Genomic DNA, 5390 nt, shown 5'->3' on the forward strand with positions numbered 1-5390 from the left:
AAGTCCCTTGTACATATTAATGCTGACATCATTTTTCATACAGCAAAGGTAAACATCTTTACGGAAAATCTATCATGTATCGTTGATATATTTGGGTAGGGATGCCACGGACTTTATCGGATGAGCCTAATTTTCGTCAATACACGTTAAATGATTTTGGAGATACAGAACAGGAAAGATTGAAGGAGTTTTGTGATTTCGTCAATATTAATGGAGGGCGTTTCATGCTGAGTAATTCTGATAGTGAGATGGAACCAGGAGTTAGCTATTTTGAACATCTATACAATGGCTATGATATTTTGCATATAAGAGCACCACGGACAATTAATGCTTTTGTTCCGGGCGTTGAGATGACAACTGAAATACTCGTAAAAAACTATTAACGCTATGAATAAGATACTTATACAAGCAAATAATCTTGACACCGTTATAGATGTATTTAAGTATATCTATATGCATCCATGTTGTAAGCGGCAGGAGGTGGCTGATTATTGTGGGTTCTCGTTAAGACAAGTTGCTTACTATACAAATGCATGTAAATATCTTGATTTGCTGCATGATGACTGGACGCCTACTGAATTAGCTATAGATATTTTCGAAAATAATATGGCTGAGGTAAAGGAACGTATATATAAGCGAATAATTGAGGACGACATGATTGGGCAGGTCTATAGATATATGACGGACAATCCAGATGATAGTCCATATGAAATGGCTAAAAGTCTGACGATGCGCTATTTCCCGGGATTAAGTGATGCTGTTTACTGCAGACGCTCAAGCAATATCGTAAAATGGTGTAAGAAAATAATACAATACAACAATCTAAAATAAATTATGACAAGTATATCGGAAAAGCAGTTAGAGATAATAAAGACGCACATGGTACATGATTCGGATGTGTTGGATATAAAGTTCAGGGCTAAAAACAACAGATTCGATATTATAAGTGTGTTTAATGGTGAGGTGGACGATTATTTGAAGAAAGGATATGTTGTCAAGAAATCAATGGTTAGAAAGACTACCATGTGTAAGGAAAAGGCCAATGGTGTGCAATTTGAAGATGACATATGGTGTATGTTTTATAATCTTGGTTTCAAAATTCTTAATAGAGATGAGAATCTTTCTGTTCAATGGGGACCTAATGAAACCGACATTCAGCAATTAGACGTTGTTGCGGTCGGTGATGATTCTATCTTTGTTGTGGAATGTAAGGCTGCTGCACAAAGTGTGTCTCATTCATTTAAGAATGAATTAAACAAGATGGAGCAGTATATGCGTGGTGTTTCCGATTCGTTGCGTCATGTATATGGCTTGGAGAAACGTGTGAAGTTTATCTTTGCCACAAGAAATTATCGTTTTCCTGAAGAAGGTGAGGATATAAAGAGAATGCGAAATTACGGTATCTTCCACCTTAATGATAATACGTATAAATACATAACAAGCCTAATAAAATGCTATAAGAATGCAGCCATTTATCAATTTTTAGGTTTGATGTTTAAGGATGAGTTGATAAACGATAAGCCCATCACAATCCCAGCTTTAAAGGGTAAGATGGGTAAGCAGTCGTATTTTCTCTTTTCCATAGAACCAAGCATATTGCTGAAGGTTGGTTTTGTTCTTCATCGCACGAAAGTGAACGATTCTTTGGCTCCAACTTATCAACGTCTGTTGGTTCCAAGTCGCTTGAAGGGTATAACAAAGTTTATTGATGATGGTGGCTTTTTCCCTAATTCTATTATTCTGAATTTTTGTGAGCCAAGTGATGATGTAAAAATAAAGTTTGACATGATTCATAAGGAAGAGGATTCTGAAGCAGAGTTTGGTTTGTTAAGCATACCAAATGCTTATGGCATAGCCTATATAATTGACGGACAACATCGAGTATATGGTTATGCTAATTCGAAATACAAGGACAAGCACACTGTGCCAGTTGTTGCTTTTGAAAATATGCCTTCAGAAGAGCAACTTCAGATATTTATGGATATCAACGAAAATCAAAAAGCTGTGAATCCAAGTCTACGTTTGGATCTTCAAGAAGACTTGTGCTGGAAATCCAGCCATCTTGATTCACGAATGAAAGCTCTGCGTTCCTCTGTGATAAAAGCATTGGGCAACAACTCCAACAATGTGCTTTATGGTATGATATCTATAGGTGAGGACTCGGCGACTCTTGCATTTAAACCGTTTGATACGGCTCTTTCGCGTTCAGGATTGTTACCTAAGGCGACTGCAACGCGATGGACTGGCAATCTTGACACATGCCTATATGATATAAATGAAACAAATAATGAAAAGGCAATGCGTGAAGCGAGAAAGAATATCGCATGCTTTGTAGATGGAGCGTATAGTATAGCTAATAATGCAATGAATGAGGAGACAAGGAAAGTATTCCTTTTCACTCCTAGAGCCACGTATGCATTCATAACCCTTATTGGCTCTGTTCACAGATTCCTTATCCAAACCGGTGTTATTTGTTCGTCGTCTTCTATAAGTGAAAGGCTTGAGGCAATAAAGCCCTATATTATAGGGTTGTCAGAGAATCTTAACGGCATAACTGACGATGAGAAGCGAACGATAACAGGAGTGCTCGGTCAAGGAGCGGATGTGTTTTGGCTCCGTTCTTATCAGAACTTCGTAAATAAGGATTTTCCGAACTATTGTCCTGATGAGCTAGCTGAATGGAAGGAAACACAGGATGAGGACCTTCAGCTTGAAGGTAACAATATAAAGAAAGACATATGCGGACAAGTTAAACGACTTGTGTTTGAACGACTTGTAATGGTATATGGAGATAAGTGGGATAAGAGTGTTGCTTTATTGAAAAATGTCACAGAAAACAAGATACTTAAAATGTTTGGTGATGATGATAGTTTTGACCCCAACAATTATGATTGGAGAGACTATTTGGAGATCATGGATTACAAGACAATAATAAAGGAAAATTTCAGTAATGACACTTTCTCTCAGGTATTTGCCATAGACCTTGGTCTTGGATTCAAATCGAAGAATGATAAGATAGCTTGGATTGACCGCTTGATAGACAAAAAGAAGGGAATGTCAATGACACGCTCTGACATTAACTATCTGGAAAGGATAAACACGCATCTTCAACAATTCATTTCTGAATAATGAGATATAGTGACATTTATAGAGACGATGCAAGTTTGCGTCCATACCAAATAGAGGCGAAGCGTAAGATATTTTCTGCCTGGGATGATTGTGATAGCGTGATGCTGCAAATGCCTACGGGGACTGGAAAGACTCGTCTGTTCACATCTATTATTAGTGATATCAGGACATGGAGCATAATCAGCGGAAAAGACGTAAAAGTGCTTATTGTGGCTCATCGGATAGAACTGATAGAGCAAATAAGTGATAGTCTGGACAAATACAAGGTTAGTCATGGCATAATTGCTGGTGGTAAGGAGCGCAACTTGCGTCCGCAAGTGCAAGTTGCGTCTGTCCAGACCATTACTCATAGGACGAACTTCGAAGTGGCAAGCTGTCTCGGTGTTGATTTTGTAATAATAGATGAGGCTCATCACTCTACTGCTAAATCCTATAATAAGTTATGGGATTTGTATCCTGATGCAAAGAAACTTGGAGTTACAGCCACGCCTTGGAGAATGAACCATAGAGGATTTGCGTCAATTTATGACAGGCTTGTATTATCTAAATCTATAAAAGAATTTATCTCTGAAGGATGGTTGTCACCGTACAAGTATTACTCTATAAAGGACAGTAGTAACATACATAGTCTTATCAGCAATATTAGCGAATTTGATGTTGAAGGTGATTATAAAGTTTCTGCTCTTGAAAAAGTAGTGGATAATGGAGTTATTCGTGCCCATCTGCTTAAGAGTTACCTTAAGTTTGCCAAAGGTAAGAAAGGTATAATTTATTCGGTTAGTCGAAAGCATAGCGACCATATATGTGCTGAATACAAAAAAGCAGGCGTAAATATTGTGTGTATAGACAGTCTTACACCTCGTGACGAACGACGCCTTTATGTGCAAAGGTTTAAAATGGGTCTTATAGATATTATCGTAAATGTTGATATCTTTTCAGAGGGCTTTGATTGTCCAGACATTGAATTTATACAGTTGGCTCGTCCTACAAAATCATTGGTGAAATACCTGCAACAAGTTGGACGTGGATTGAGACTTACTTCCAATAAGAGTAATTGTCTGATTCTTGATAATGTAGGCGAACATCTGGAGTTTGGACTGCCAGATGCGGACAGGGATTGGAATACTGAGTTTGTAGGAGTTCCGTATAGGAAAAAGACACATTCTGTTGTTTCTTCAGTTAAAACCTTTGGTGCAATGGATCGTAATTTTGAAGAAGGAGATGAAGAGTTAGATTTGGTACAGGACATTGTCTCTCCAGTAGAAACAGTAGTAAAAACTGATGATTATGTGGCAGGATGGTCTGAGCAGGACGATTCTTTGCTTCGTACACTATATATTGAAAAGAAGTGTCAGTTATCCGTTCTTGCTTCGGTTTTTGATGTAGAGGAGAATGTTGTTAAGAAAAGATTAATAACCTTGAATCTTATAGATAATGACTAATGCCCGCGGCTCCTATGTTAACTTTTTCTGCACACCGATAAATTCAGTTTTGAATAGAGAATAAAACCTGTCTTCATGTCTTCCTTTCAAAAAACCTGTCTTTCTGTCAAAAAAAACGATTTATTCGCTGCTGCCGAATAAAAAAGGTCTGTTTTTGTTTTGTGGCAGCGAATAAAAAGCATATCTTTGTAAGAAAAGTAAAGATATGGATAAGGAATTGTTCAGAACGATAATCATATTATGGAACATCCGTGCTCATCTGTGCTATCTGTGTGAGCCACCATCTGTAGCTTGATATTGATTCTCCCACAGATGCCACGGATTATCAGATTTATTTATCCCACATCCGTGCTCATCCGTGCTATCTGTGGGAGCCACCATCTGCAGCTTGATATTGTTCTCCCACAGATGCCACTCACAGATTTTTTCTTTTGGATTACGGATTTTTTTGATTTCACTGAAGCTGCGCCGTTATAGGAGGCTATGGCGTCTCGCCGTAGCCACGCAGCCTTCCATAGCAGAACAGTCAGTCAGCGCCGTGTCCCGAGGGGACACGTATCTTTCAGAAACCCATTGCAAGCTCCGAAGGAGCGCAGCTGTGGGATAAGCATCACCTCATCCTCTCTTGGTTCCGCAAAGCGGGACCCACTATCATCCTCAACATCATACAGGATGTGTCAGTCCCCCTTCGGGTAGGGTGTTCAAAATTTAGATATAAATCTGACATAAAAAGTGCAAGAATTCAGCTCGTTAAGTTGCTGACATTTAACACTTTATATTGCGAAATAGTTCTTTGAAAAGTTGCATAACTCGTTGATT

General features: G+C 38.4%; 4 protein-coding genes. All 4 read left to right on the forward strand.

The genetic code is table 11. The features are described from left to right. Positions 1-101: 101 nt before the first annotated feature. The 4 genes from CHL74_RS14675 to CHL74_RS14690 are packed head-to-tail and all read left to right on the forward strand — an operon-like array spanning position 102 to position 4571. The gene (locus tag CHL74_RS14675; protein WP_094881923.1) at positions 102-383 is read left to right on the forward strand and encodes a DNA adenine methylase; all 282 of its coding nucleotides are present in this window, start codon (positions 102-104) and stop codon (positions 381-383) included. Positions 384-387: 4 nt separating this feature from the next. Further along, complete coding sequence (locus tag CHL74_RS14680; RefSeq protein WP_094881924.1) at positions 388-831, forward strand: DUF7226 domain-containing protein; 444 nt, start codon at positions 388-390, stop codon at positions 829-831. A gap of 3 nt (positions 832-834) precedes the next feature. Next, positions 835-3129 (forward strand): DGQHR domain-containing protein, encoded by a 2295-nt coding sequence (locus CHL74_RS14685; protein WP_094881925.1) that lies wholly within the window; start codon positions 835-837, stop codon positions 3127-3129. Then, the gene (locus CHL74_RS14690; RefSeq protein ID WP_094881926.1) at positions 3129-4571 is read left to right on the forward strand and encodes a DEAD/DEAH box helicase; all 1443 of its coding nucleotides are present in this window, start codon (positions 3129-3131) and stop codon (positions 4569-4571) included. Before CHL74_RS14685 ends, CHL74_RS14690 begins: the two co-directional genes overlap by 1 nt. Positions 4572-5390: the final 819 nt, after the last annotated feature.

This window comes from Prevotella sp. 885 (assembly GCF_002265625.1).
In the GTDB taxonomy this organism is placed as follows: Bacteria; Bacteroidota; Bacteroidia; order Bacteroidales; family Bacteroidaceae; genus Prevotella.

Excerpts from the sequence above, each read along its gene's own strand:
- CHL74_RS14675 (WP_094881923.1), top strand. The coding sequence starts at position 102 with ATGCCACGGACTTTATCGGATGAGCCTAATTTTCGTCAATACACGTTA.
- CHL74_RS14680 (WP_094881924.1), top strand. The coding sequence starts at position 388 with ATGAATAAGATACTTATACAAGCAAATAATCTTGACACCGTTATAGAT.
- CHL74_RS14685 (WP_094881925.1), top strand. The coding sequence starts at position 835 with ATGACAAGTATATCGGAAAAGCAGTTAGAGATAATAAAGACGCACATG.
- CHL74_RS14690 (WP_094881926.1), top strand. The coding sequence starts at position 3,129 with ATGAGATATAGTGACATTTATAGAGACGATGCAAGTTTGCGTCCATAC.